The 26,277-nt window shown below is 63.4% G+C and carries 30 protein-coding genes; 14 read left to right on the top strand and 16 right to left on the bottom strand.

The window, feature by feature from the left end:
* The first annotated feature begins 56 nt into the window (after positions 1-56).
* Complete coding sequence (locus AC3WQS_RS02930) at positions 57-1,256, top strand: low temperature requirement protein A (RefSeq protein WP_492713013.1); 1,200 nt, start codon at positions 57-59, stop codon at positions 1,254-1,256.
* A 1-nt stretch (position 1,257) separates the two neighbouring features.
* Here AC3WQS_RS02930 and AC3WQS_RS02925 read toward each other — a convergent pair whose 3' ends face one another.
* Both AC3WQS_RS02925 and AC3WQS_RS02920 read right to left on the bottom strand, forming a co-directional pair.
* Positions 1,258-1,842, bottom strand: a complete 585-nt coding sequence (locus AC3WQS_RS02925; protein WP_020908915.1) for a hypothetical protein — start codon at positions 1,840-1,842, stop codon at positions 1,258-1,260.
* 45 nt (positions 1,843-1,887) lie between these two features.
* Positions 1,888-2,265: an MmcQ/YjbR family DNA-binding protein gene (locus tag AC3WQS_RS02920; protein WP_007733864.1), complete on the bottom strand. Its 378-nt coding sequence runs from the start codon at positions 2,263-2,265 to the stop codon at positions 1,888-1,890.
* Between the two features lie 99 nt (positions 2,266-2,364).
* On the opposite strand from AC3WQS_RS02920, the gene AC3WQS_RS02915 reads away from it, so the two are divergent.
* Complete coding sequence (locus tag AC3WQS_RS02915; protein ID WP_492713014.1) at positions 2,365-2,811, top strand: hypothetical protein; 447 nt, start codon at positions 2,365-2,367, stop codon at positions 2,809-2,811.
* 99 nt (positions 2,812-2,910) lie between these two features.
* Entirely contained in the window at positions 2,911-3,501 is a 591-nt protein-coding gene (locus AC3WQS_RS02910) for a DUF937 domain-containing protein (protein ID WP_003940105.1), read from the top strand.
* A 56-nt stretch (positions 3,502-3,557) separates the two neighbouring features.
* Here the strand turns inward: AC3WQS_RS02910 and AC3WQS_RS02905 are convergent, their stop codons facing one another.
* A complete protein-coding gene (locus AC3WQS_RS02905) occupies positions 3,558-4,775 on the bottom strand; it encodes an MFS transporter (RefSeq protein WP_047889846.1) in 1,218 nt (405 codons plus the stop codon).
* A 114-nt stretch (positions 4,776-4,889) separates the two neighbouring features.
* On the opposite strand from AC3WQS_RS02905, the gene AC3WQS_RS02900 reads away from it, so the two are divergent.
* The 5 genes from AC3WQS_RS02900 (at position 4,890) to phoU (ending at position 11,029) form a co-directional block, all read left to right on the top strand.
* Positions 4,890-5,768, top strand: a complete 879-nt coding sequence (locus AC3WQS_RS02900) for a LysR family transcriptional regulator (RefSeq protein ID WP_019745078.1) — start codon at positions 4,890-4,892, stop codon at positions 5,766-5,768.
* Between the two features lie 128 nt (positions 5,769-5,896).
* Complete coding sequence (locus tag AC3WQS_RS02895; protein WP_003940492.1) at positions 5,897-6,856, top strand: acyl-ACP desaturase; 960 nt, start codon at positions 5,897-5,899, stop codon at positions 6,854-6,856.
* 81 nt (positions 6,857-6,937) lie between these two features.
* A complete protein-coding gene (dusB, locus tag AC3WQS_RS02890) occupies positions 6,938-8,080 on the top strand; it encodes a tRNA dihydrouridine synthase DusB (RefSeq protein WP_003939756.1) in 1,143 nt (380 codons plus the stop codon).
* 150 nt (positions 8,081-8,230) lie between these two features.
* Positions 8,231-10,261: an LCP family protein gene (locus tag AC3WQS_RS02885; protein ID WP_029536959.1), complete on the top strand. Its 2,031-nt coding sequence runs from the start codon at positions 8,231-8,233 to the stop codon at positions 10,259-10,261.
* Positions 10,262-10,333: 72 nt separating this feature from the next.
* Positions 10,334-11,029, top strand: coding sequence for a phosphate signaling complex protein PhoU (gene phoU / locus AC3WQS_RS02880; protein WP_003940130.1), 696 nt, complete (start codon positions 10,334-10,336; stop codon positions 11,027-11,029).
* Positions 11,030-11,087: 58 nt separating this feature from the next.
* On the opposite strand, the gene AC3WQS_RS02875 is transcribed toward phoU, so the two are convergent.
* From AC3WQS_RS02875 to AC3WQS_RS02815, 13 genes are all read right to left on the bottom strand, one after another.
* Positions 11,088-11,834: an SDR family oxidoreductase gene (locus tag AC3WQS_RS02875; protein ID WP_097386951.1), complete on the bottom strand. Its 747-nt coding sequence runs from the start codon at positions 11,832-11,834 to the stop codon at positions 11,088-11,090.
* A gap of 90 nt (positions 11,835-11,924) precedes the next feature.
* Positions 11,925-12,662, bottom strand: coding sequence for an urease accessory protein UreD (locus AC3WQS_RS02870; RefSeq protein WP_020970608.1), 738 nt, complete (start codon positions 12,660-12,662; stop codon positions 11,925-11,927).
* On the bottom strand, positions 12,662-13,405 hold the full coding sequence (ureG, locus tag AC3WQS_RS02865) for an urease accessory protein UreG (protein WP_020908922.1): 744 nt from the start codon (positions 13,403-13,405) through the stop codon (positions 12,662-12,664). The genes AC3WQS_RS02870 and ureG overlap by 1 nt, the downstream gene beginning before the upstream one ends.
* Positions 13,398-14,087 carry an urease accessory protein UreF gene (locus AC3WQS_RS02860; RefSeq protein WP_029256121.1) on the bottom strand — a complete coding sequence of 230 codons (690 nt, stop codon included), beginning with the start codon at positions 14,085-14,087 and terminating at the stop codon, positions 13,398-13,400. The genes ureG and AC3WQS_RS02860 overlap by 8 nt, the downstream gene beginning before the upstream one ends.
* A gap of 4 nt (positions 14,088-14,091) precedes the next feature.
* Positions 14,092-15,801 carry an urease subunit alpha gene (locus tag AC3WQS_RS02855; protein WP_019745084.1) on the bottom strand — a complete coding sequence of 570 codons (1,710 nt, stop codon included), beginning with the start codon at positions 15,799-15,801 and terminating at the stop codon, positions 14,092-14,094.
* The gene (gene ureB, locus AC3WQS_RS02850; protein ID WP_020908924.1) at positions 15,798-16,268 is read right to left on the bottom strand and encodes an urease subunit beta; all 471 of its coding nucleotides are present in this window, start codon (positions 16,266-16,268) and stop codon (positions 15,798-15,800) included. The genes AC3WQS_RS02855 and ureB overlap by 4 nt, the downstream gene beginning before the upstream one ends.
* Positions 16,265-16,567: an urease subunit gamma gene (ureA, locus tag AC3WQS_RS02845; protein ID WP_003939800.1), complete on the bottom strand. Its 303-nt coding sequence runs from the start codon at positions 16,565-16,567 to the stop codon at positions 16,265-16,267. The genes ureB and ureA overlap by 4 nt, the downstream gene beginning before the upstream one ends.
* Positions 16,568-16,848: 281 nt before the next feature.
* Positions 16,849-17,625: a phosphate ABC transporter ATP-binding protein PstB gene (gene pstB, locus AC3WQS_RS02840; RefSeq protein WP_019745087.1), complete on the bottom strand. Its 777-nt coding sequence runs from the start codon at positions 17,623-17,625 to the stop codon at positions 16,849-16,851.
* A gap of 58 nt (positions 17,626-17,683) precedes the next feature.
* On the bottom strand, positions 17,684-18,592 hold the full coding sequence (gene pstA, locus AC3WQS_RS02835; protein ID WP_003940100.1) for a phosphate ABC transporter permease PstA: 909 nt from the start codon (positions 18,590-18,592) through the stop codon (positions 17,684-17,686).
* A gap of 3 nt (positions 18,593-18,595) precedes the next feature.
* Positions 18,596-19,687, bottom strand: coding sequence for a phosphate ABC transporter permease subunit PstC (gene pstC / locus AC3WQS_RS02830; RefSeq protein WP_007733846.1), 1,092 nt, complete (start codon positions 19,685-19,687; stop codon positions 18,596-18,598).
* Between the two features lie 62 nt (positions 19,688-19,749).
* Complete coding sequence (gene pstS, locus AC3WQS_RS02825; protein ID WP_019745088.1) at positions 19,750-20,868, bottom strand: phosphate ABC transporter substrate-binding protein PstS; 1,119 nt, start codon at positions 20,866-20,868, stop codon at positions 19,750-19,752.
* Between the two features lie 193 nt (positions 20,869-21,061).
* Positions 21,062-21,961, bottom strand: a complete 900-nt coding sequence (gene mshD, locus AC3WQS_RS02820) for a mycothiol synthase (RefSeq protein ID WP_029256122.1) — start codon at positions 21,959-21,961, stop codon at positions 21,062-21,064.
* A 1-nt stretch (position 21,962) separates the two neighbouring features.
* Positions 21,963-22,715, bottom strand: a complete 753-nt coding sequence (locus tag AC3WQS_RS02815) for a winged helix-turn-helix transcriptional regulator (protein WP_003939728.1) — start codon at positions 22,713-22,715, stop codon at positions 21,963-21,965.
* Positions 22,716-22,856: 141 nt separating this feature from the next.
* Between AC3WQS_RS02815 and AC3WQS_RS02810 the strand changes: the two genes are divergently transcribed.
* From AC3WQS_RS02810 to AC3WQS_RS02785, 6 genes are all read left to right on the top strand, one after another.
* Positions 22,857-23,636: an LmeA family phospholipid-binding protein gene (locus AC3WQS_RS02810; protein WP_003939847.1), complete on the top strand. Its 780-nt coding sequence runs from the start codon at positions 22,857-22,859 to the stop codon at positions 23,634-23,636.
* A complete protein-coding gene (locus tag AC3WQS_RS02805) occupies positions 23,633-24,106 on the top strand; it encodes a thioredoxin family protein (protein ID WP_019745090.1) in 474 nt (157 codons plus the stop codon). Before AC3WQS_RS02810 ends, AC3WQS_RS02805 begins: the two co-directional genes overlap by 4 nt.
* A gap of 10 nt (positions 24,107-24,116) precedes the next feature.
* A complete protein-coding gene (locus AC3WQS_RS02800; protein WP_350318872.1) occupies positions 24,117-24,203 on the top strand; it encodes a putative leader peptide in 87 nt (28 codons plus the stop codon).
* A gap of 130 nt (positions 24,204-24,333) precedes the next feature.
* A complete protein-coding gene (locus AC3WQS_RS02795) occupies positions 24,334-24,804 on the top strand; it encodes a DUF4395 domain-containing protein (protein WP_020970613.1) in 471 nt (156 codons plus the stop codon).
* 74 nt (positions 24,805-24,878) lie between these two features.
* On the top strand, positions 24,879-25,712 hold the full coding sequence (locus tag AC3WQS_RS02790; protein WP_020908929.1) for a sulfurtransferase: 834 nt from the start codon (positions 24,879-24,881) through the stop codon (positions 25,710-25,712).
* A 2-nt stretch (positions 25,713-25,714) separates the two neighbouring features.
* On the top strand, positions 25,715-26,020 hold the full coding sequence (locus tag AC3WQS_RS02785) for a DUF1416 domain-containing protein (protein WP_003939797.1): 306 nt from the start codon (positions 25,715-25,717) through the stop codon (positions 26,018-26,020).
* Positions 26,021-26,277: the final 257 nt, after the last annotated feature.

Genomic DNA, 26,277 nt, shown 5'->3' with positions numbered 1-26,277 from the left:
ACGGAATTCGCCCTAGACTGCGCTCCTGCACTAGACGTCGGAGCAAGGTGGGGACGATGACAGAACACACCAGTACAGGCGCGGGCCACGGCCGGGCCGTTATGCCGATCATCCGGATGCGCGCACGCAGCCGCGACGAGAACCATCGCGCATCGACGCCACTCGAACTGTTCTTCGACCTGTGTTTCGTGGTTGCGGCCGCACAGGCCGGAGTTCAACTGGTGCATGCTGTTGCCGAGGGCCACTACGTCGACGGCATCGCCGGTTATATGTTCGTCTTCTTCGCGCTGTGGTGGGCGTGGGTGAACTTCACCTGGTTCGCGTCTGCCTACGACACGGACGACGTCCCCTACCGGATCGCGACCTTCGTACAGATTTGTGGCGTGCTCGTCTTCGCCGCCGGAATCCCCGATGCGTTCGACGGAACCGACCGTACGACGGCCATCGTCGGCTACCTCATCATGCGAATTGCGCTCACCTGCCAATGGCTTCGAGCCGCCAGCGGTGAATCCGGTGCAGCGCGAACCACTGCTTTGCAATATGCCGCCGGGCTCGTGATCGTCCAGGCCGGCTGGATCGTGCTGCTCCTGATGCCGGCGTCGGCGTGGATTCCGGGCTTCTTCGTTCTCATGATCGCCGAACTCGCGGTGCCGGCAATCGCCGAGCGCAACCACCAGACGCCGTGGCACCCGCAACACATCGCCGAACGCTACGGCCTCTTCACCATCATCATGCTCGGCGAAACCATTGCTGCCGCCACCATCGCGGTCCAATCCGGCATTCGTGATTTCGACGCCGCCGACCTATTGATTCCGATTGCTGTCGGCGGAGTTCTGATCGTGTTCTCCGCGTTGTGGATCTACTTCGCCGTCCCGATCCACGAGTACCTCGCAGACCAGGGCAATCGCGCCGTCCTGTTGTGGGGATACGGGCACTACTTCGTATTCGGATCCGCTACGGCCATCGGTGCCGGCATCGAAGTAGCCGTCGAGGAAGCAGTTGGCGAGGCGCACATTTCGACGTTCGCAGCATCTGCCGCGGTCACGATCCCCGCCGCGATGTTCCTGATCTTCGTGTGGCTCATGCACTCACGACACTTCAAGCGTGACAGGATCGAGCAGGCTGTTCTACCGGTGAGCGCAATCCTGGTTCTCGCCTGCACATTTGCCGGACACTGGGCGGTCCCGCTCGCCGGACTGGTGGCGGCGGGAACCGTCGGAGTCGGTGTCGGCCTGAGCACTCGGTCGAAGAGCTGACTCAGATTTCCGGGGCCGGAGCCTCGCCCTTGCTCTGCGGCTCGTGTTGCTTGAGCTCACCGCGCATCTTGTCGAGATCCTTGCCACGCTTTTTGTACATGTAGCCGAGCGCAACAAGACCCAGGAACAACGCAACGCCCAGGACTGCACCGACAACGGAGGCTCCGCGGAAACCGGGGCCGTCGACGTCGAGGATCCGCTCGCCCGCATGCGCTGCATTGTTGTTGCCGAGAACAACTGTCAGAGAGAGCAGATTCGGCAGCGCGAAGATCACACCCAACGCGAGAGCCGTGATCTGGATGATTCGAGCATGCTTGCGCTTGCGCACCTGCCAGACCGCCCGGAAGAAGATGAGCGGGACCAGGGTGCAGACGAGACCGAACAACAGTCCCCACGCGATTCCGGCGCTGAAGCTGCCGTTCGCCAACGACGCAATTCGCTGCGCCCACCAACGCGGAAGGAAGGCGGCAAGGATGAAGTAAGCGATGACCAGGACCACCGCCATCACTGCGATCCCGATGGCCTTCTTCGCCCACGGCGGCATGCCCGGTTTTGCGGTGGCCGGTGAAGTTTCCGGTGTCGTCATGACAAATCCTCGTCTAGTCGGCGTCTGTACTGACGAATCTATCCGTTACGGGCGTTCCTCATCCGCATCGAGAACGATCCGGGCAAGCCGCTTCGGAGCAACGAGGGTGAACGAGGTGTAGATCCATTCCTCCAGTTGCGACCATTTCTCCTCGGAAACGTCGGTGCCGATGTCGAGCGCAACCCACCCGTGGCGACCGAGACCGTAGCCGGCAGCGCTTGCGCCTGGTTCGGTGGCCACCACCGCTTCGGCTTCCTCCTTGCTCAACTTGACGGTCAAGGAGGTGGCTTCGACGTTGCAGAACACGAAGTTCTTGCCGCGGACCCGGAAGGTCGGGTGGCCGTCCCACGCTTCGATGTCGACGCGCTCCGCCTCCGGCAGGGACAACGAGATCTCTTCGAGTCGACGCATGTTGTCGGGCATGGAGACGATTCTGCACGCTCGATACCGCGCTTGACACCCGCGACACAGCTAGGCTCGGCGACGACCGCGTTACCGAACTCCGAACACAGGGAGAGTGGCATGCGCACGTTAGTTCATCTGGTTCTGCTCATTTGTGGAATCGCCGTTGCCGTCGGCTCGTTCATGTACGTACTGGCCGGGGTCAAACCCAACAACGTTCGCCTCGAGGACCTGCGGGACGGTTTTCCGGCCGGGTGGGCAATCGAGCAACTCGGCGATCAGTCCGTGACCTTCTACCATTCGATGGCGATACTTCTGCTCGCTGCAGCCGTATTGATTCTGATCGCCGCTTTGTTCGGTTCTCGTATTTCAGCGTGGATCGGAATCATCGTGGGATTGGGAACTCTGGGCACGTTCTACTACCGAGTGAACGATCAATTCGACAATGTCATCAGGGAAAACTACTCCACGATCCTGACAAATCAGACAGGATTCATCTTGACGGCCGGCGGACTGATTCTCGCTCTCCTAGCGTGTCTGGTCCCCCGCGAGAAGACCCGAGCCTGACCGCTCGGCAACCGGAGGGTTACCGTCGACGCCGACATTCACTAGTGTCTGCAACAGCCGGGTACTGACGAGTAGTACCCCAGAAGAGGTAGGGCATCAATGGCATCGCTTGACGACCTTCTATCCCAGATCCCCATCGACCAGATCGCGCAGCAACTCGGCGTGGACCAGGCAACTGCCGAATCGGCGGTCAAGACTGCACTTCCGACCCTCGTCGGTGGCCTCGGCGCCAACGCTCAGGATCCCGCAGGCGCAGCCTCACTCGAAAGTGCGCTGCAGTCGCACGCCGACACCAGCCTTCTCGACGACGGCGTCGACATCAGCAAAGTCGACACCGCTGACGGTCAGAAGATCGTCTCGAACATCTTCGGCGGCAACACCGATCAGGTCGCCAGCGCACTGGGCGGTGTCGGTGGCGGCGGTGGAAACGATCTGGTGAAGCAGTTGCTGCCGATCCTCGCTCCCATCGTCCTGGCCTACCTCGCCAAGCAGTTCACCGGTGGCGGCGCCGGCGCGCAGACCCAGGCCTCCGGTGGCGGCGGGCTCGGGGATCTCCTCGGCGGAATTCTCGGCGGTGGCGGCAATTCCGGCGGCGGCATCGGCGGCGCACTCGGCGGCATCCTGGGTGGATCCGGTGGCGGCGGCCTCGGAGACCTGCTCGGCGGCCTCCTCGGCGGCGGCAAGAAGTAAAACGCTAGACAGAACGCACTGCGGCGATCCCGTTCGGGGTCGCCGCAGTGCTCTGTTCAGTCAACCGTCGAAGATCGAAACATCCTCAGCGACAACGCAAACGCAACCAACAGCAGCGCGCCCACAAAGGCACTGACCCCACCCCAACCGCCGCCCGCGTACGCGAGACCAGCGAGGGCGCCCGCCACGGACGAACCCGCGTAATAGGCAAACAGATACAACGCCGACGCCTCGGCCCGGTGATCGGTCGCGATCAGCCCCACCCAACCGCTGGCCACCGAATGCGCCGCGAAGAATCCTCCGGTGAAGAGCAGCATCCCCACGAGAGTCAACGCCAGATTGTCCGGAACGGTCAGTGCCAGCCCGATACCGATGACAACAACCGAGCCGAGCAGAACACTGCGCCTACCCAGCCGGTCCGAGGCCCCGCCGGCTACCGCTGAGGTGAAAGTTCCGGCGAGGTAGAAAAGAAAGACCAGGCCGACAAGTGCTTCGGGAAGTCCGAAAGGTGCTGCCGTGAGCCGAAACCCGAGGAAGTTGTAGATCGAGACGAATCCGCCCATGAGGATGAACCCCAAGGCGAAAAGCGTGCGCAGCGACGGGTTCGCAAGGTGGCGTCGTAGATTCGATGCGATCGCACGCACCGACACCGGTTGCGGGCGAAAGAACTTCGACGCGGGAAGCTTCCGGATCATGTTGAGCGCGAACAACGCTGACAGCAAGGCTGCGGTCAACAATGCCCAGCGCCACGTACTGAAATCGACGACGGCCGACGGAACCAGCCGTCCGATCAGCCCACCGATCGTCGTGCCGGCTACGTACCTTCCCATCGCTGCACCGAGGTCCTTCCGATCGACCTCCTCGGCCAGATAGGCCATCGCCACCGCCGGGACCCCCGCCAGAGCCAAGCCTTGTGCCGCGCGTCCGATCAGCAGAACCTCGATCGTCGGACTGAGTGGCAGAAGCAAACCGATCACACAGGATGCCGACGCCGACGCGATCATCACCCGTGTGCGACCGAACCGCTCGGAGAGCGCACTGGCCGGAATGATCGCCAACGCCAACATGCCCGTCGTCGCCGAGACCGAAAGTGCAGACACCGCGGGCGAGACGTCGAAGCCTTCGGCGAACGCAGGCAGCAATGCCTGTGCCGCGTACATCGAGATGAATGTCGACAGCCCGGCCGCGAACAGCGCAACGGTCACCGTGCGATACCCCGATGTTCCGCGGCGAAGCGGCACCACTTCGGATTCGATCACATTCTCGACAGTCACCACATACCTCCAGGCATCACTTACCTCCGGTAAGAATCCTCCCGCCGCGCTTCGACAAAAGAAAATGCATAAACTTGGAGTTCTATATGCGTCATAGGTATATAGATTGGGTTCGTGATGCTGACCGAAGACCTCGAATGGTTTGTCGTTCTCGCCGAAACCCAACAGGTGACCGCTACCGCGGATCTGACTCACCTGTCGCAGCCGACACTCTCGCGCAAACTCGCACGCCTCGAACGACAGATCGGAGTGACGCTCTTCGACCGTCAGGGACGCCGGCTCGAACTGAACCGGTACGGCGAGATCCTCTACCGACACGCTCGCACCGCTCTTCACTCACTCGACGCGGCGCAGAGCGAAATCCAGTCGCTGGCGAGCCCCGAAAGCGGCACGGTCCGGCTCGACTTCCTCCACTCGTTCGGCACCTGGTTGGTGCCGCACATGCTGCGCGGATACCGCGTCGAGCATCCCGGAGTGCGATTCGAACTGCATCAGGACAGTGCGCAGTTCCTGGTCGACAGAATTGCCGCCGGCACGTCCGACCTGGCCGTCGTCTCGCCGCAGCCGCGTGATCCGCAGGTGGCATGGATGCAGATCGCCCAGCAGTCACTGGCATTGGCTGTTCCGGCTGATCATCGCTTTGCGAAGTTGCATTCGGTCGAGCTCGCGGACGCGGCCGACGAACCGTTCATCGGTATGCATCCGAACTTCGGGATGCGAAGAATTCTCGATGAACTGTGCGCGGCCGCAGGATTCACTCCGAATTTCGTCTTCGAGAGCAGCGAGCTGGCAACGGTCGGCGGACTGGTCTCCGCGTCCTTCGGTGTCTCGGTCATGCCGGTGCAGGATCCACCGATCTGGGCCGAAGGAGTCGTCTACGTACCGATCGAAGGAGCACAGCGAAAAATAGGGCTGATCTGGTCGAAGAGCCGCGAGCTGTCCGATCCCGCCCGGACGTTCCGCGACTACGTCGAAAGAACGACTTGGTCGTGAAAGTGCCCCCGGATAACTACGGATCGGTAACATCCCTCGAGGGGAGCAATTTTCATGCCATTCTTTTCAAACCTACGGTGCCGTAGGCTGGGGCGAAGTCGCGCATTCACTCAACATGGAGGCAAGAAATGACGAGGATTCTGACGCAGCTGGAGCTGCTACAAGAGCTGCAGCCGGTTGCCGAGGAGAACGTCAACCGCCACATCTCCATGGCCAAGGAATGGCATCCACACGACTACGTTCCGTGGGACGAGGGTCGTAACTTCGCAGCCATGGGCGGCGAAGACTGGAGCCTCGAGCAGTCACAGCTCGGCGAGGTAGCTCGCGCCGCGATGATCACCAACCTGCTCACCGAGGACAACCTGCCCTCGTACCACCGCGAGATCGCCGAGAACTTTTCGCAGGACGGCGCCTGGGGAACGTGGGTCGGCCGGTGGACCGCCGAGGAGAACCGTCACGGCATCGTGATGCGTGACTACCTCGTCGTCACGCGCGCAGTCGACCCCGTCGAGCTCGAGCGCTTCCGCATGGAACACATGACCAACGGTTACAGCGCGCCCATCGACGAGGGCGACGCCGGCCTGCTGCACTCGGTCGCCTACGTGACCTTCCAGGAACTCGCGACGCGCGTCAGCCACCGCAACACCGGCAAGGCTTGCGACGAGCCGATTGCCGACAAGATGCTTCAGCGCATCGCCGCTGATGAGAACCTGCACATGATCTTCTACCGCAACATCTGCGCCGCCGCGCTCGATCTTGCTCCCGATCAGGCTCTCAAGGCTGTGGCGAACATCGTCCAGAACTTCCAGATGCCGGGCGCCGGCATGCCGAACTTCCGTCGTAACGGCGCTCTCATGGCCAAGCACGGCATCTACGACCTTCGCCAGCACCTCGACGAGGTCGTCTGGCCCGTCTTGCGCAAGTGGAACATCTTCGAGCGCAACGATTTCAGCGCCGAAGGCGAGAACACGCGCGAAGAGTTGGCGGCCTTCCTCGAGACCCTTGCCGCCAACGCGACGAAGTTCGAGGAACAGCGCGATCGCATGCTCGCACGCGAAGCCGCCAAGCGCGAACAGCAGGCTTCTTAGTTTCACCAGCTATTCTGTGCCCGGTACCGGATTCGGTACCGGGCACTTCCAATTGTCACAAGTATTTGTTCAGAGGTAGACATGTCATCCCTACGTATCGGTTCACTCGAGCTGCACAGCCCCGTGGTCCTCGCCCCCATGGCGGGCGTCACCAACGTCGCCTTCCGCACGCTGTGCCGTGAACTCGAACTCGAACGTGCAGGCAGCACGTCTGGCCTCTACGTCTGCGAGATGGTCACGGCACGTGCGCTCGTCGAGCGCCAGCCGGCCACGATGCACATGACCACGTTCGGCCCGACCGAAACGCCCCGGTCGCTGCAGCTGTACACAGTCGACCCGGATACGACCTACGCCGCGGCCAAGATGATCGTCGACGAGAACATGGCCGATCACATCGACATGAACTTCGGCTGCCCCGTCCCGAAGGTGACCCGCAAGGGCGGTGGCTCCGCGCTGCCGTACAAGCGTCGGCTGTTCGGACAGATCGTCGCGGCTGCTGTGCGCGCGACCGAGGGCACCGATATTCCGGTCACCGTGAAGATGCGCGTCGGCATCGACCCCGAACATCACACGCACCTCGACGCCGGCCGGATCGCCGCAGCTGAAGGCGCTGCTGCCGTCGCACTTCACGCACGTACCGCGTCGCAGCGCTACTCCGGCACTGCTGACTGGAACGAGATCACGCGTCTCAAGGAACACGTCACCGACGTTCCGATCCTCGGCAACGGTGACATCTTCGATGCTTCGGATGCTGCCCGGATGATGAACGAGACCGGCTGCGACGGCGTCGTCGTCGGACGTGGCTGCCTCGGACGGCCATGGCTGTTCGCGGAACTCAGCGCAGCTCTCAACGGACAACAGATCGCCACGCCGCCGACGCTCGGCGAAGTCACCAAGATCATCGCCCGTCACGCCCAGCTGCTCGCCGCACACCACGGTGAGATGAAGGGCTTGCGCGAACTTCGCAAGCACGTCTCCTGGTACATGCGTGGGTTCCCGGTCGGATCGGATCTGCGGGTCTCGATGGCGTTGGTCAGCACGTTGTCCGAACTGGACGACCTGCTCGGACAGCTCGATCACGACGTCCCGTTCCCCAAGGACGCCGAAGGTCCGCGGGGTCGCCAAGGCTCGCCCGGTCAGGTAGCACTTCCGGAAGGTTGGCTCGACGATCCCGAGGACGATCTTGTGCCGGTGGGGGCTGACATGATGCACTCCGGTGGCTAGCGAGAACACGCCGTCGGATTACTCTGATCACTTTCTGAGTGAAGCACTCAGGATTCACCAGTAATATGGCTCCAGCTTCGTCGACAACCGGTTGACGCCGGCATCTGAATGACGAGTTACTGACAGTCGACGACGGGACAGGTTGCATCGGTGGGTGATGATCACGATTCGGGCCCACCTCCGCCCGAGAGCCGCGCCCCCTGGGAACGTCCGCTCGCAGACAAGCGGTTCCGCAACGCCCGCCCGGACCAACCGGCAACGCCCCAGCGTCCTGCCACACCCCAGCGACCAGCACCGCAACCACCCAGTCCCCCGGAGCGTCGCAGCAGTGGACGGACCGGCCGCCGGGATTCGCCTCCGACCGACGACTCTGTTTCGGTCGCCGAGTTGGTCCGTCGGGTAGGCGACAAGAAGCCGCCACCTGCCCCGGCTGCGCCGCCCAAGCCGGCGCCGACCAAATCCGTGCCACCCAGGACTCCACCTCCATCAGCGTCCGCGCCGCCCCCTGCCCGGCCGATTCCCGCGCGTCCGACCGTCCCGCCTGCCGCTGCGGACTGGATCACCGAAGAACATCCCGTCACCTCCGCAGTGCCGCGGGTAGTCGGTGACACCGGCGCTACCCGTCTGGCGCAAAGCAAGATTCGCCGCCGCCATCGCGCAAAAGTGATCGGCCGATCGGCAGTAGCGTTCCTGGCCGTCATGTCTCTCGCGTTGACCGGCGTCGTCTGGGGTTATCTGCGGTCGGTCGAAGGCGGTTTCGATCAGATTGCGGCACTCGACACCGAGTCCGACGACATCATCGACGCCGGGGGCCAGCTCGGCGACGAGACGTACTTGATCATCGGCACCGATACCCGCGCGGGCGCGAGCGGTGAGATCGGCGCCGGAACCGTCGAAGACGCCGAAGGCGCGCGCGCCGACACGGTCATGCTGGTGAACATTCCCGCCGACCGAAGCCGTGTCGTCGCCGTCTCCTTCCCGCGTGACCTCGACGTCGAACGTCCGATCTGCCAGGGTTGGGACAACGACGCCGGCAAGTACACCAGCGAAACCTTCCCGGCAGCCAGCGGCGACAAGCTCAATGCGACGTACGCACTCGGTGGTCCCAAGTGCCTGGTGAAGGTCATCCAGAAGATGTCCGGCCTGAAAATCGGGCACTTCGTCGGAATGGACTTCGCCGGCTTCGAGCGCATGGTCGACACCGTCGGCGGCGTGAACGTCTGCTCCCCCGGACCGATCGAGGACGGCATCCTCGGAACCGTCCTCGCATCCGGCGGAACGCAGATGCTCGACGGCCGTACCGCCCTCAACTATGTGCGTGCGCGCCACGTCGAAGCCGAGGGTAACGGCGACTACGGACGCATCACCCGTCAGCAGAAGTTCCTGTCGGCGCTGCTCCGCTCGGCCCTGTCCAACCAGGTCCTCCTGAATCCGAGCAAGCTCAACGGATTCATCAACGCCTTCACCAGCGACACGTTCGTCGAGAACATCGACACGAAGTCGCTGGTCACCCTCGGCCGTTCGCTGCAGAACGTCGACGCGGGCGCGGTCACGTTCTTGACGGTCCCCACGGACGGCACCAACGACTGGGGCAACGAGATTCCTCGCACCGACGAGATCAAGTCCCTCTTCCAGGCGATCATCGACGACGAACCGCTTCCGGGTGAAGAGCGCGAGGACACCACACCGTCGTCGACCAGTTCCACGACAACCGCTCCTACGTCCAGCACGCCGCCCGCCGCCACTTCCGTCGAAGCGATGAGCGCCTACAACATCTCGGTCGACGTCTCCAACGCGTCGGGAATCGCCGGGCAGGCCGCGACGATCGCCGACAGCCTCGCTGCTTACGGTTTCCAGATCTCCACGGTCGGCAACTTCAGCGCAGCCACCGGCCTGGCGAATGCTCAAGCCTCGACCACCGTCGTGCGTTACGCAGCAGGTTACGAGGCTGAAGCGGTCACTGTCGCTTCGTCGATTCCCGGTGCGGTTCTCGTTCTCGCTCCGAGCATGGGAGACATGATCGAGGTCGTCGTCGGAAGCAATTTCGCCGGCACCGTCGTCGCCCCCGCGGACCCGGGGACCATCCTGGCGGCAAATCCGACATCGGTCGACACCAGCACCTCGACGGCTCTGCCCGCCGACATCGCCAGCGTCAACGCCGGCGACACCACCTGCGACTGACACGCGTTCATTCACCTTGCGTTCACCTGGTGCTTGTGACTTGGTCTTTCACGGCACGTAGGCTCTGACCTCATGCGCGTGGCTTACAACGAACAGATGACCGAGCTTGCAGACACGCTCGGCGAGATGGCAGGACTGGCAGGTGCCGCTATGGAGCGCGCCACCCAGTCCCTGCTCCAGGCAGACCTGTCCCTGGCAGAACAAGTAATCGGCGAACACGACAAGATCACCGAACTCAGCACCATTTGCGAGGAGCGCGCGTTTGCGCTGCTCGCCCTGCAGGCTCCCGTTGCCGGAGATCTGCGCTCGGTGGTCAGTGGAATCCAGATCGTCGCCGACATCGACCGCATGGGTGCACTCGCCCTGCACGTCGCGAAGATCGCGCGCCGCCGACATCCCAACCACGTGCTTCCCGAAGAGGTCAACGGCTACTTCGCCGAGATGGGACGCATCGCTGTCTCCATCGGTGCGGCCGCCAAGGTCGTCCTCGAGACCCGCGACCCCGAGCGCGCTGCCCGCCTGCGCGAAGAAGACGAAGCGATGGACGACCTCCACCGCCACCTCTTCACCGTCCTCATGGACCGCGAGTGGAAGCACGGCGTTGCCGCCGCAGTCGACGTCACGCTGCTCGGCCGCTTCTACGAGCGGTTCGCCGACCACGCCGTCGAGGTCGGCCGACGCGTCATCTTCCTGGTGACCGGCAAGCTGCCCGAAGAGCCGGAAACCACCGAGAAGGTCGACAACCTCACCTCGTACCCGGATCTCTGAACCCAACAGTCCACGTGAGTAAAAGGCGGCCGCGCACTTGCACGGCCGCCTTTCCTATTCAGTTCTCGTGTAACCAGGTCTTCAACGTGGGTCCTGCAGTTGTGGATCCCGGCCCGGGCAGCAGCGCCCCACCCTTCATCGCCTTACCCGCTCCCGGCATCGAGATCGGGATCAGCCACTTGCGTCGGCCACGGTATTTCAAAATCTCACGCGTCATGGCCGGGATCTCGAGGACCTCAGGCCCGGCGAGATCTGGAGCCCTCCCGGTCGGACCGTTCTGAGCGCATGTCACCAGAGCCTCGGCGACGGTCTTCGCCGCTATCGGTTGGGAGCGCATCCGGGGAACCATCGCGACCGGCCCCAGTCCGAAGAGCGCGATGGTCTTCTCGCCGAACTCGAACCACTGAGTGGATCGCAGGATCGTGAAGGGAATGCCCGACGCTTCCACCGCGCGTTCCTGCGCGGCCTTTCCCTGGTAGTACCCGAAGGACTTCAACTGCGGATCGTCGCAGTTCACGATCGAGAGCAGCACGTGATGCTTCACGCCTGCTCTGGCTTCGGCCGCGGCGATGTTCTTCGCTGCCGTCTCGAAGAACTCGATCGCCTTCTTGGCACTGTTGGTGACGTGATCACTCACGTCGATGACAACGTCGGCACCGACAAATGCTTCGTCCAACCCCGCACCCGTAGAGATGTCGACTCCCGTCGATCGAGCGGCGGCGACGACGTCATGGCCCCCGATTTTCGCCTGCTCGACGACCAGCTTTCCCATCTGGCCGGTTCCGCCCAGAACAACAATTCGCATGATGCCTCCGTCAAACCCGTGCGCCCGGCTCTCTTCGGCCTGGTCACATACTGGACGACGCAGCCTCCCGAAGTGTGACGGTCGGGCGAATCAGTCGCTGTATTTCTGCGAAACCCGCCCACGCCACTGCGACCAGATCGGATCCAACGCTGCGCTCGCCTCGTGTGCGTGATCGGCCACGGCCCGTGCCAGCATCCCTGCTCCCGCCAGCGGCGTCACGTGCCCTTCAACCACGTCGGAAGTCTTGATCCCCAACAGCATCGTCGTACCGAGCACGCGATGGCCACCGAGAATTCCCGGCAGCGAACGGCCCGGCACGCTACGCAGGTCGAGTGTTTCCACGAGCAGCGCGTCACCGTCGACGGTAATGCGCTGATCCGAGCGAAGGGCACCGCCGGTTTCGCCGGTCCGGCCGAACACGATCATCTCGTCGAGCAGCGCAACCGCATCGGATTCCAGTGAAATATCCACGCGCCTGGTCACATCCGCGCCGCCCGCGACGACAAACGGTGCCGCGCGCCAGATCAGCGCCGCACCGGCGCCGACGCTCGCCGAAGCCGACCACGACGCCCGGCCGCCACGCGCGTTGTACGCGACGGTCCCCGACGGCTCGATCACCTCGAGGCACGTACCCGGAGCGACTACGAATTCGATACGCAGGTCGTCGCCGGCCAGCAGCGTTGCACTGTGCCCTACCAAGGCAATTCGCACGGTGAGCCCGCGAGCGTCGACGAACCGCGGGGCCAGGAAGTCGCCCGAGATCAGCTCTCGCGCAACAGCGGTGTCACCCACTCTCTCGACGACGACCCGCGTAGCTCCGGTGCGCATCAGTGAGCGTGAGAGTGGCTGTGCCCGTGACCGTGTCCGTGGTCTTCTTCATCGGCATGGAAGTGCGGCGCCATCGGCCCCGGATCCTGCGGGGTGTGACTACCCGCGCGGTGAGCTGCGATGACCTGGCGAAGCCACGCACTGAGCTGGTCGATCGTCGCGTGATCCTTCTGGCTGAGCGCGAGAACGGGAAGTCCGTCTCGCGCGGCCGTGGCATCGGCCACCATCTGGACCGCGTCGACGTCGACGTACGGGGCCAGGTCGATCTTGTTGACCACCAACAGATCTGCCCGCTCGATGCCGGGACCACCCTTACGTGCGACGTCTCCGCCGCCCGCGACGTCGATGCAGAAGATCTGGGCGTCGACCAGTGCCGGGCTGAACGTGGCGGTCAGATTGTCACCGCCGCTTTCCACGATCACCATGTCGAGGGGATGGAACTGACGCTCGAGGTCTTCGACCGCAATGAGGTTCGGCGTCACGTCGTCACGGATGGCCGTGTGCGGGCACGCTCCGGTCTCGACTGCGACGATGCGCTCGATCGGAAGTACGTTGGCCGCGCGCAACAGTCGCGCGTCCTCGTCGGTGTAGATGTCGTTGGTGACCACCGCGATCTCGTACTCCGACGCGAGCTCGCGGCAGATGGTGGCGATGAGGGTACTTTTGCCGGTGCCGACGGGGCCGGCAACGCCGAGCCTCAAACCTCTTGCAGCAGTGGTGGTGTTGTTCAGGTTGTCAAGCACGGAAAATCCTCCTGGATCGAGCGTGGTGTTCGAGTGACCATTGTTCGACCAACGGTCCTGTTGTTGCGGGTATATCTGTGACGCCCTCGACTGCTACGGCAGCCGCGGCGACGGTTTCGATGGTCGGGGCTGCTCGGAGCAACCATTCGACCGGTTCTGCCGGATCCACCGGCAGTAGCTTCAGTGCCGCCGACGCCACCGTTTGAGCGTCGTCGTACAAACAAGATCTGGCTGCCTGTAGGTCGTCCATCCCGGAGATCGCCGTGAAGACCCCCAACGCGAGCGGACGCATCGGATGCCCAGGCAGCGCCATGAGCATCTGGACCGCGGGGTGCTGCGGCCACAATCGCGACGCCAGCCTGGCCAGTCCACGTCCGAGCTGAATAGACGCCTCACGCAGCGGTGCGCTGGGCGTCCGAGCGAGCAGTTCCCTTGAGATCTCCTCGAGTTCGCCTGCACTACCGGCACTTACGGCCCAGCGGCGCGTGACCACCGTTGCAGCGGCCTCGACAAGTCCCACTGTTTCGAGTCGACCGCGAATGAAGTCGGGGACCTGACTCTGTAGGAGTCCGCCCGCCAGTGCCGGTTCCAACCCCGACGAGTGCGCGTGACCGCCGGTAGGCAGACGCCCGTCTGCCAAGAGCATCGATGCTATCTCGGCAGACGCCATCTCGATTGACATGGTTTCAGAACAGCATGTAGCGCTGAGCCATCGGCACTACGTCAACGGGGTTGGGCGCGATCAGGTCGCCGTTGACCTTGATGGCAAACGTCTCCGGATCGACGTCGATGGACGGCAGTGCCGTGTTGTTCGGCATATCCGCCTTGGTGAGGTGCCGCGTCGGACGAACACCGGTAAGGGTGCGCGTGAGACCGAGACGACCGGCCAGACCGTCCTCGATCGCCATCGGCGAGACGAACGTCGTGGACAGGTGCGGGGCTGATCCCGGAGTTGCCGCGATGGCCGGCCGAACGAACACCGGCTGCGGGGTCGGGATAGCAGCGTTCGGATCACCCAGCGGCGCAGCAACTATCGCCCCACCCTTGATCACGGCAGAAGGACGGACACCGAAGAACGCGGGATCCCACAGCACCAGGTCCGCCATCTTCCCGGCCTCGACCGATCCGATCTCGTGATCGATACCGTGAGCCACCGCGGGGCAGATCGTGTACTTGGCGACGTAACGGCGCGCACGCTCGTTGTCGGCCGGCATGCTGGTGCCCAGCTTGCCGTACTGGGCCTTCATGACGTGGGCGACCTGCCACGTCCGCAGGGTCACCTCTCCGATACGGCCCATCGCCTGGGCGTCGGACGAGGTGATGGAGATGGCACCTATGTCGTGCAGAAAGTCTTCCGCTGCAATAGTTGTCGGCCGGATCCGGGACTCGGCAAAGGCAAGATCCTCCGGAACCCGGGGATTGAGCGCATGACACACGATGAGCATGTCGAGGTGCTCGGCAACCGTGTTTACGGTGTGCGGCAACGTCGGATTGGTCGATGCCGGAAGAACGTTCGGCTCACCTGCCGTCACGATGATGTCCGGAGCGTGCCCGCCGCCGGCGCCTTCCGCATGGAACACGTGGATCCCGCGTCCGGCGATCGCGTCCAAAGTGTGCTGTACGTAGCCGGTTTCGTTGAGGCTGTCGGCGTGCAGCGCCACCTGGAGCCCGAACTCGTCGGCTGCTCGCAGAGCTGCGTCGATTGCCGCCGGAGTGGAACCCCAGTCCTCGTGGACCTTGAATCCACCTGCGCCGGCGAGAGCTTCCTGACGCATGGCCTCATGGCTGACGGTGCTGCCCTTGCCGAGGAGAAGAACGTTGAGCGGGATGTGGTCGAGGGCCCGGTGCATCATCGTCAGCGACCAGGCGCCGGGCGTGACGGTGGTTGCCTTGCTTCCCTCGGTTGGGCCCGTTCCGCCGCCCGCCACCGTCGTCGTACCGGTCGCGAGCGCTTCCATCATCTCGATTTCACTGAGGAAGTGCACGTGAGTGTCGATCGCACCCGCGGTGAGGATCTTTCCCTCGCCGGCGATCACGTCGGTGCTCGGCCCGATGAGCAACTTGGGGTGCACGCCATCCATGATGTCGGGGTTACCGGACTTGCCGATCGCAACGATGCGTCCGTCGCGAATTCCGACGTCTGCCCGGACGATTCCCCAGTGATCGAGGATCACCGTGTTGGTGATGACGACGTCGAGAGCGCCCTGGTCGCGAGTGGTCAGGCCCTGGCCCATCGACTCGCGGATGCTCTTGCCGCCGCCGAAGACCATCTCGTCGCCGGTCGCGGTGTAGTCGTGCTCGATCTCGATCCACAGATCTGTGTCGGCCAAACGGATCTGGTCGCCAGCGGTCGGGCCGTACAAGGAGGCGTAACCGCGTCGATCGATCCTGCTCATTCGGCTGTCCTCTCAACTGGCGTCGCGGCATCGTCCGGTGAATCCGCCTCGACTGGAACATCACTCACACGAACGTTCACCGAGGACGCTCGCAAAGGTTCTTCGACCTCGACACCGGGCGTGCCGAACGGCATCACGGTCTTGGGCTCACGCGCATGCGTCGGTAGGTCTTCGTCCGGCACGATCTGCAGGCCCGGAACCCTTTTGAGTCCGCCGAGCGCGATCAGTGTCACCGTCCTGCTTACCCCGGGTTCGAACCGAACCGACGTTCCCGAGGGGATGTCGAGCCGGAAGCCGTCTGCCGCTTCGCGATCGAAGGTCAACGCCGGGTTGGCCGCTGGAAGGTGGAGATGTGAACCGATCTGAATGGGGCGATCGCCGTCGTTGACGACGACCATCGTGATCTTTTCCGCGTCAGTGCCGAACTCGAGCGGTTCGGTGGACACACGTACCTCACCGGGAATCATCGAATGGGCTCCGTCACGGTGACCAGCTTGCGACCGTCCGGGAAAGTGGCCTCCACCTGGACGTTTGCAATCATCTCGGGTACCCCTTCCATCACGTCGTCGCGGGTGAGCACTTGCCGACCGGCGTTCATCAGTTCCGCAACCGTCATTCCGTCACGCGCACGCTCGAGAATCCAACACGAGATCAGGGCCATCGCTTCGGGGTAGTTCAGCAGTACCCCGCGCTCGCGGCGGTCGCGGGCGACCATGCCCGCAACGCTCAGGAGGAGCTTTTCGGTATCTGAAGGGGTGAGGTGCACTGACAAGCCCTTCCGGTTGTGAAACGACATCGATCGACAGCGTGCTGTCGGGCCGAGATTAGCATTGCCCGAAGCGTCGTCAGTATCCACGAGATTCACATCGGCGGCTACTTCAGCGCCCACTCGGCGCACTTACGCTGCTCATCGAATTATTCGGGCGCCCAACGACGCTCAGCTCTGCGCCCCGGAGTGGGAACTATCACCACAACCAAAAAGTTTCACCCCCGTCTCCTGTTGGAAACGGGGGTGAAACATGATCGTGCAGTGTGCAATCCCAGGGGCTATCCGAAGCGGCCGGAGATGTAGTCCTCGGTGGCCTTCTGCGTCGGGTTCGAGAAGATCTTCTCGGTGTCGTCGATCTCGACGAGCTGACCGGGCTTACCGGTTGCCTCGAGGTTGAAGAATGCCGTCTGGTCACTCACACGCGCAGCCTGCTGCATGTTGTGCGTGACGATGACGATCGTGAAGTCCTTCTTCAGCTCGGTGATCAGGTCCTCGATCGCGAGAGTCGAGATCGGGTCGAGCGCGGAGCACGGCTCGTCCATGAGCAGAACGTCGGGCGAGACCGCAATGGCACGCGCGATGCACAGACGCTGCTGCTGACCGCCTGAGAGGCCGCCACCGGGCTTGTCGAGGCGATCCTTGACCTCGGTCCACAGGTTGGCACCGCGCAGCGAACGCTCGGCCACCTCGTCGAGCTTCTTCTTGCTGCGCTCGCCCTGCAACTTCAAGCCCGCGACGACGTTGTCCTTGATGGACATGGTCGGGAAGGGGTTGGGTCGCTGGAACACCATGCCGATGGTCTTGCGGACGCCGACAGGATCGACGTTCGAGCCGTAGATGTCCTCGCCGTCGAGCAGGACCGAACCCTCGACGCGCGCACCGGGAATCACTTCGTGCATGCGGTTGAGTGAACGGAGAACGGTGGACTTGCCGCAACCGGACGGGCCGATGAAGGCGGTGACGCTCCGGGGCGGGACGGACAGGCCCACATCGGCGACGGCGTGGAACTTGCCGTAGTAGATGTTGACGTCCTTGAGATCCAGACGCTTGGCCATTACCGGCTCCCTACTGAGTTGTTGACGCTGTTGAGTACGAACATGTTCCGAGGCCGCATCACTTGCTTCTGACCTGTGAGAAGTGACCGATCAGCTTCGCGACGATGTTGAGGATCGCGATCAGCAGGATCAGGGTCAGTGCTGCGCCCCAGATGCGGTTGGTGCCGGCGTCGGTGGGGTTGTTCATCTCGGCGACCATGACGGAAGGCAGAGTGCCCATTTCGCCGTTGAACAGGTCGAAGTTGATGAACGGCGCGTAGCCGACGAGGATCAGCAGCGGCGCGGTCTCACCGAGCACGCGGGCCAGGGCCAGCATGACGCCGGTGATGATGCCGGGAAGCGCCGTCGGCAGAACGATTTTCGAGATGGTCTTCCACTTCGGCACACCGAGCGCGTACGACGCCTCGCGCAGATCCATCGGGACGATGCGCAGCATTTCCTCGGTGGAGCGAATGACGACCGGGACCATCAGGAGGACCAGAGCCAGCGATACAGCGAACGCGGACTTGGGGAAGCCGAAGGTCGCGATCCACAGTGCGTAGATGAACAGCGCGGCCACGATCGACGGAACACCGCTGAGGATGTCGACCATGAACGTGGTGAGCTTGCCCAGCTTCGACTTCCGGTCGGCGTACTCCACCAGGTAGATCGCGACGAAGATACCGAGCGGGATGGAGAAGACCGCACACACGATGCCTTGCAGCAGGGTGCCGATCAATGCGTGATAGATACCGCCGCCGTCGGCCGACGCCGTCAATCCGCTCAGCGAGTTGGTGAACCACGTGGGCGACGTCAGAGCGGGCAGGCCCTTTGCGATGACCGTGAAGAGCACCCAGACCAACGGGATGAGCGCGATGACGACTGCCAGGCTCACCAGGATGGTCGCGATGACGTCCTTGGCACGACGGCGGGCGCCGACGCCTTGGAAAGTGGGGGCCTTGACCGGCCGGTCCAGAGTGGAGGTCATGGGTCAGTCCTTCTTTCCGGCGATCACTGCGCGGGCAGCCGCGTTGACGACGAAGGTCAGTACGAACAGCACCAGTCCGGCCGCGATGTACGCGCCTGCCTGGATGTCGTTGTTGAACTCCGCGTAGCCGAGGGCGATCTTGGAGGCGATGGTCGAGCCGCCGTCGAACAGCGACCAGCCGAAGGCCTGAGAGGTGGTGCGCAGGATCAGGTACAGCGCCATCGTCTCGCCGAGTGCGCGTCCGAGACCGAGCATCGAGCCGCTGATGTAGCCGGACTTACCGAACGGGATGACCGTGGTGCGCACAACTTCCCAGCGCGTGGCGCCGAGAGCGAGTGCAGCTTCGATCTGTGAGCGCGGGGTCTGGATGAACACCTCGCGGGTCACTGCGGTGATGACCGGAAGGATCATCACGGCGAGGACGATGCCTGCGGTGAAGATGGTGCCGCCGCCGGTGATCGATCCGCTGCCGTCGGCGAAGAGCGGGAACCAGCCGAGAGTGTCGTTGAGCCACACCGCGACCGGGGTGATCGCCGGAGCGAACACGAGAAGTCCCCACAGGCCGTAGACGATGGACGGCACGGCCGCGAGAAGGTCGATCGTGTACGACAGTGGCCGCGTGAGCCACTTGGGTGAGTACGAAGTCAGGAAGATCGCGATGCCCAGTGCGATCGGCATCGCGAGCACCAGTGCGAACAACGAGACCAACACTGTGACCTGGAAAAGATCGAGGACACCGAACGCCATCGCGTTGATGTTCTGCGTCACCCATTCACGGCTGGTCAGGAAGTTGACCTGGTTCCGGCTCAAAGCAGGAACTGCACGCCAGATCAGGAACGCGCCGATCGCCGCGATGACAACCGTGATGAAGATTGCCGAACCGGATGCGAGCGAGCTGAAGATGCGGTCACCCGGACGGGTCACCGTCTTGCTGTTGCCGCTTCCCGGACCGTCACCCTTCGGAGGATGCTCGGTTTCTGGAGCCTTGGTGGAAGTAATCGTGTCCTCCGTGGTGCCGTTCGGACCGCCCACCCCGGCCCCGCTGGTTGCGGGGCCGGGAGAACGAGATGTCGAGGTGATGGGCGCGTCACTCATGTGCGCTCACTTCCTTCACGTCTGAATGTAGATCCATGAGCTTGTCCGCACGAGTCTCTAGGTCAGCTGATTGCCGTGATGGACGCGTTGAGGCGATCCTGGACGTTGGCCGGCAGCGGGACGTAACCCTGCTCGGCCAGGTTGGCCTGACCCTCGTTGGCCGCGCTCGTCAGGAACGACTTCACTGCTGCGGTGGTGTCCGCGTCGTAGCCCTTGGAGCAGACGATCGAGTACGTGGCGAGAACCAGCGGGTATGCGCCGGCTTCGTTGGTCTTGAAGATCGACGCGAGGTCGAGCGTCAGGTCGCCGGTTGCGTCGGACTTGAACTTCGCGCCTGCGATCGACTTTGCGGCCGAGTCGTTGGTCAGTGCGACTGCCTCGGAGCCGGTGTTGATTTCTGCAACCGAGAGCTTGTTCTGATCGGCGAACGACTTCTCGACGTAGGTGATCGAACCCGGTGCCGTGGCAACTGCCTGTGCAACGCCCGCCGAACCCTTGGCGCCCTCACCGACGCCACCGGTGAAGTCGGACCCTGCGCCCGACGTCCAAGCACCGTTCGATGCCGCGTCGAGGTACTTCTGGAAGTTGTCGGTGGTGCCCGAGGAATCGGAGCGGATCACGGTGGTGATCTTCTCGTCGGGAAGCGAAGCACCGGAGTTGAGCGCGGCGATTGCCGGATCGTTCCACTTGGTGATGCCACCGTTGAAGATCTTCGCGAGAACCTCTGCGTTGAGAACGAGCTTGTCGACGCCGTCGAGGTTGTATGCAACTGCGATCGGGCCGAAGACGAGGGGAAGGTTCCAGGCTTCGCCGCCGACGCAACGCTCCTTGGCCTTGTCGGCCTGCTCGTCCTTGATGGCCGAGTCGGAGCCGGCGAAGTCGATCTGGCCGGCGATGAACTGCGTGCGACCGTCGCCCGAACCGCTGGGGTTGTAGGCGACGTTGACGGTCTTGCCCTTTTCCTGGCACACGGAGATGTAGGTGGCGACGAACTGGTCCATGGCATTCTTCTGTGCCGAGGAACCAGCGGCAGAGAGGTTGCTCTTGCCTTCGCACGTTGCGTTCGATGCGGACGCGTCCACACCCGTCGACGACGAGTTGTTGTCGCTGCCACATGCGGCCAAGGTCATGGCGCCCACGGCCACTACACCGAGCAGGGCACCACTGCGCTTGAGATTCACCAAGATCCTCCGGAAATCGCTACCGCCACGCCCACGATCGGGCGGCGACATGAGATGCAAAATGATTGAAATCTGCATCAGGCAACACGGCGCTGCCCACAGAGAAAAGTAGGCGGGCGCGGTGTCCGGTTGGACCACACATGGTTAACAGAGAATGAACAGACTGGACATTTCTGCGTGTTCGACTGTGACGTCAGAGCGCGCGAGCGTAAGCCATGTCCACGTGGAACCGATCGAAGCCGAGTCGCTCGTACGTGTGGAGGGCGGCAGTGTTGTCACCTTCGACGTACAGAAGGACCGTTCCGAGGCCGCGATCTCGCAGGTAATGCATGCCTGCGAGAGTCAGCACTCGACCGAGACCACGTCCCTGCGCCGCAGGATCGATACCCACGACGTACACCTCCCCCAGCTCAGGATCGTCACCTTCGGGTGCGTGCACCTTGGTCCAGTGAAAGCCGAGAAGAGTATCGGGATCGGTGTCCGCGAACGCCATGAACAGACCGGCCGGGTCGAACCAACCTTCGGCCGTTCTCTCGTCGATCTCCGCCTGGGTCCAGCCACCCTGCTCGGGATGCCAGGAGAAGGCCGCGTTGTTGACGCGAAGGATCTCGGAATCGTCTTCGGGCCCACGGTACGTCCGCATCGTTATACCTTCGGGCACAACGATTTCCGGAAGCTGCGGAGCATCGAGCGGTCGACGCAGCTGGAGGAGTTCACGAACGCTGACCAGATCGAGGCTCTTGGCGAATTCCACTGCGGCGTCGACGTTTCCGTGCGCCCAGACTCGCGTGCCCGGCCGACCTTCGTCGAATACCGCTGCGGCAAGCCTGGTTCCGATACCACGGCGCCGCGCCTGCGGGTCGACCACCAACTCGGCCATGTCGGGATGCTCGTCCGAACCGGCTTGCAGCTGTGCATAACCGACGACCGTATCGCCGTCGAGTTCGAGAAAGTGTCGTGCTGCGCCGCGCCCGGCAACGGCATGGCGCCCCTGTTCCGACACGGGTGCCTTGCCGTCGAACTCGGTCGCGCGATCGAGAAGCGCGGAAACCTGCTCGGCGGATCCGGCCGGCAGTGAATCTGTCCAACCCACGTCAGACCACCGATCCGTCGGCCGCGTCGTAGTCGACGTCTTCGTCGTCCTCGAACTGAACGGGAGCAGCTGCGCCGCCCTTGGCCCTGGTCGGACGTACTGCCTTGTATCCGACATTTCGGACTGTACCGATCAAGGACTCGTATTCGGTGCCGAGTTTCGCCCGCAGACGACGCACGTGGACGTCGACCGTCCTGGTGCCGCCGAAGAAGTCGTAGCCCCACACTTCCTGCAACAGCTGTGCCCGGGTGAATACCCGACCGGCATGCTGCGCGAGGTACTTGAGCAGCTCGAATTCCTTGTAAGTCAAATCAAGGGGCCGTCCACGCAGTCGTGCCGTGTACGTCCCCTCGTCGATAACCAGTTCGCCCAGCGTGATCTTTCCCGACGCTTCCGGACTGGCGACACCGCCGCTGCGGGCGACCAACAACCGCAATCGGGCGTCCACCTCAGCCGGACCGGTACCGGGAAGCAGGATGTCGTCCAACCCCCAGTCGGCGTTGACGGCAACGAGTCCGCCTTCGGTGAGGACGGCGACCACAGGTACTGCGGATCCTGTGCTTCCGAGCAATCGACACAACCCGCGTGCGGCAGCTAGATCAGTGCGCGCATCCACCAATGCCACGTCCGCGGAACTTGCCTCGAGTAGCGAGGAAACCTCTGTGGGGGCAGGCCGAACCGAGTGCGCCAGCAACGCCAACGCCGGTAGTACAGCTTCCGGGTTGGGGTCGGAGGTGAGGAGGAGCAGTTCCACACGGCCTCCTATCTAGTAGCCCGCGCAACCCGTGAGGGCAACGCTCGAGTAGTTCGACGCTTTTGGTCGGTCCCTACATTAGCGTGCCTGGTACCGGGGCCGTCGCATCGAACCCCGACCGGAGTCCGTCACAATGGTGCGGTGCGCAAACTGATCATCGGCATCGTCTTTCTCCTCGGCCTCGGACTGGTGGCCGATTTCGGCGCTGCCGCGTACGCCGAGTACCGGGTTTCCCGCGAGCTCCGAACCGGCGCATCACTCGAGTCGGATCCTGAGGTCACCTTCAACGGGTTCCCCTTCCTCACCCAAGCACTCGGCGGGAAATACAAGGACGTCTACGTCAGAGCTACCGGCGTCCAGAGCGACGTGGTCGGCGAAGTGACCGTCGAAGCCGACCTGCGCGGGGTCACCGTTCCCTTCTCCGACATCGTGAACGGCAATGTCACCCAGCTCCCCGTCGACAAACTCGACGGCCGGATGGGAATCAACGCCACCGACCTCGGAAAGCTGCTCAACATCCCTGACCTGCAGGTATCTTCGCCGCCGGCCAACAAGTCGGATGGCACCGGGGGCAGCGGTGGAACGGGCGCGAGCACCGCGGGGGCCGTCGTGCTGACCGGAACGGTTGCCGTCGGTCCGGTCGAGACTGCAGTGAGCGTCCAGGCCAACCTGGTTCTGGAAGGTGGGCAGGTCAAGATCGTCGCAAGCAACCTGTACTTCGGTCCGGAGGGCAAAGCCGATTTCTCGATCCCCGCAGCACTCGAACCCGTGGTCCTCGGATTGTTCAGCTACACGATCGATCCGCAGGCACTCCCCTACGGAATTCAGCCGAGCCTGGTCTACGCGGAAGGCGGAAGAATCGTGATCGAAGGCAGCGCCGAAAACACGACGATCGATCTCGCAGAGCTGCAGAACCGATGACCGGGATCACAATTCTGCTGGTCGCGCTTGTCGCCGTCGTCGCGGTCGGGCTCTTTCTCAAGTCACGCAACGGAGCAGTCCGAGCCACCACCGCGGCATCCGGCACCACGAACAGCCGCCTCGAACTGCTGAGTTCTGCCGGAGTGTCTTCGCCGAACGGCGGGCCCGTCGTACTGCATTTCTCCGCCGACTGGTGCGGACCGTGCGCGGCAGTACGCCGCGTCGTCGGCCAGGTTGTGGTTTCGATGGCGGACGCTCCCCGTCCGCCGGTGGAGATCGAGCTCGACATCGACAAGGAACCGGCTCTGGCACGCGAAATGAGCGTCCTGTCGCTGCCCACCACGTTCATCCTCGACGGTGGCCTGGAGGAACAGTTCCGAGTGTCCGGAGTGCCGTCCGCAGCCGATCTGAAAGCTGCGCTCGTACCACTATCCGGACCCCACGAGCCAAAATCCGAGAATTCGGGGTAAACTCGCCGACGTGCAAACCCGCCACGAGCTGATGCTCACCCGACGCCGCGCAGTAGACCTGTGCCGCCTCGGGGGCTGTTGCTGTACCTGTTGCTGATCACCACATCCGTCAGATCTCTCTGACCTTCGAGCTTTCGCTCACGTGATCAATCCACCGAGTGGGACTTTTGCGTCCCCTTTTCTCGGTCCAGGCAAGCACCATGCAATCCAGCGCAGGAGCACTCCCGATGTCCACAACCACAGCCCAGCTCGAGCAAGTCGACGTCCGCGGACCTCGGTTCGCCGCGTGGGTCACCACCGGCGTTCTCGTTCTCACGCTCATCCTCTCGACCTTCTCTCTGCCCGCCGCCACCGTCGTTCTCGCATTGCAGGCGATCGTCTTCGCAGTCGGAGCGGTACTCGGCCCCAAGCGCAGCCCGTACGGCCAGATCTTCGGCAAGCTCGTCGCCCCGCGACTCTCGCCGGTCAGCGAACGCGAACCCGTGGCGCCGTTGCGCTTCGCTCAGTTCGTCGGCTTCGTCTTCGCGTTGGCAGGCACGGTCGGTTTCCTGGCCGGGTCGACGATCGTCGGCACCGTTGCCACCGGCTTCGCCCTGTTCGCGGCCCTGCTCAACGCCGCGTTCGGCATCTGCCTCGGCTGCCAGATCTACCCACTCGTCGCCAGGCTGCGAAATACCGGCCGCGCGACCACCGCGTGAAAATGCTTGCCACACAACCCCGCTGAACCCCTGCTAGATATCGACCGATGCAAGACCACATCGAAAGGAACACCATGGCTCGCTCCGACGTCCTAGTCTCCGCTGACTGGGCTGAGCAGAACCTCAACACCCCCAAGACCGTTTTTGTCGAGGTGGACGAGGACACCAGCGCATACGACGGCGGCCACATCGAGGGTGCAGTCAAGCTCGACTGGCGCAAGGACCTCCAGGACGGCGTCCGACGCGACTTCCTGAACCAGGAGCAGTTCTCGGACCTGCTCTCCGCCAAGGGCATTGCGAACGACGACACCGTCGTTCTCTACGGTGGCAACAACAACTGGTTCGCCGCTTACGCGTACTGGTACTTCAAGCTGTACGGCCACCAGGACATCAAGCTGATCGACGGCGGCCGCAAGAAGTGGGAACTCGACGGACGCCCGCTCTCCAAGGACGCAGTCAACCGCGAAGCCACGCAGTACAAGGCCGAGACCCCCGACTTCTCGATCCGCGCATTCCGCGACGAGGTCATCGACGCCATCGGCAGCAAGAACCTCGTCGACGTTCGCAGCCCTGACGAGTTCTCCGGCAAGATCCTCGCTCCCGCCCACCTTCCGCAGGAGCAGGCGCAGCAGCGTGGCCACGTCCCCGGAGCCATCAACATCCCGTGGAGCACCACCGCAAACGAGGACGGCACCTTCAAGTCGGACGACGACCTCACCAAGCTGTACGCGGAGAAGGGCTTCGACGACACCAAGGAAACGATCGCCTACTGCCGCATCGGCGAGCGCTCGAGCCACACCTGGTTCGTACTGCAGGAGATCCTCGGCAAGAACAACGTCAAGAACTACGACGGCAGCTGGGTCGAATACGGCTCACTCGTCGGCGCACCGATCGAATTGGGAGCCTGATCATGTGTGGAGCACCTACCCAGGGGCAGACCCTGCCTGCCGGCGTCGACGTCGAGAAGGAAACGGTCATCACCGGCCGCGTTCTCGCCGCTGACGGCCAGCCCATCGGCGGCGCATTCGTGCGTCTGCTCGACGGCTCCGGAGAGTTCACGGCCGAGGTCGTGGCATCGGGAACCGGCGATTTCCGCTTCTTCGCCGCTCCGGGCGAGTGGACCGTGCGTGCACTGTCCAGCTCGGGCAACGGCACATCCACCGTCGCTCCCGAGGGCTCGGGCGTGCACAACGTGGACGTGACCGTCAGCAAGTAATTCCTGCTTTTTCAGGCGGCCCCGCACCCCTTCGGTGCGGGGCCTTCTGCATTCCGGCTCCCGATTTTTCCGGTCGGTCGCCGCGGTCTAAGATGTACCCGTGGTCATTTTCTTCGAGGTACTCCTCGCACTCGCATCCGTCATGATCGCTTGGTTCTCCGTGTACGTCGTGTACCGCTTGGTCACCGACGAGTCGTGAGTCAGGCTCCGGATTCAGGGTCCGACGCGACCGCTGACGATTCCGCCGCTGCAGGTGC

The sequence above is a fragment of the Rhodococcus sp. FW305-130 genome, assembly GCF_058788335.1.
The sequence above is the reverse complement of the archived record's forward strand: the minus strand, read 5'-3'. Positions and strand labels throughout refer to the sequence as shown.